The organism is Bradyrhizobium iriomotense, from assembly GCF_030160715.1.
Classification (GTDB): domain Bacteria; phylum Pseudomonadota; class Alphaproteobacteria; order Rhizobiales; family Xanthobacteraceae; genus Bradyrhizobium; species Bradyrhizobium iriomotense.
In genome coordinates, this window is sequence record NZ_BSOW01000181.1 from 1 (window position 1) to 506 (window position 506).

1 protein-coding gene is annotated in these 506 nt (G+C 61.1%); it reads left to right on the plus strand.

Going from position 1 to position 506, the window contains the following annotated elements:
- Positions 1–506, plus strand: a 506-nt coding sequence (locus QQL28_RS45875) for a c-type cytochrome (protein WP_431309740.1), incomplete at both ends; no start/stop codon positions are given.

The following is a 506-nucleotide window of genomic DNA, read 5'->3' on the forward strand; positions in this document are numbered from 1 at the left end:
CAACGGCGGTGCAAAATCGCGCTCCGCAAACGCTGATGATCTCGCTCGCGAAAAGCGCAAGTGATTCCGAAATCGCGGCAGCGGCGGCGTATTTTTCCTCACTAATGCCGCGCGACCGCATCCGCGTCGTGGAAACGGATGTCGTGCCGAAGACTTTCGTCGCCGGATGGTTCCTCGCCGATCTTAGTAGTGGCGAGAAGGAACCAATCGGAAGCCGTATTATCGAGGTGCCCGAAGATCTCGCGCAGTTCGAGAATCGTGATAGCCGCGCGCGGTTCGTTGCCTATGTACCGCCCGGCGCGGTCAAAAAAGGAGAAGCGCTAGTCGCGAGCGGCGGCGGCAAGACAGTGTCGTGCAGCGTTTGCCACGGGCCAACGCTGCACGGGCTCGGCCCGATCCCGCCCCTAGCGGGCCGTTCGCCGAGTTATATCACCCGCCAGCTGTACGAGTTTCAGCACGGAGTGCGAACCGGAGCATGGAGCCCGCTTATGTCCAATGTCGTCACT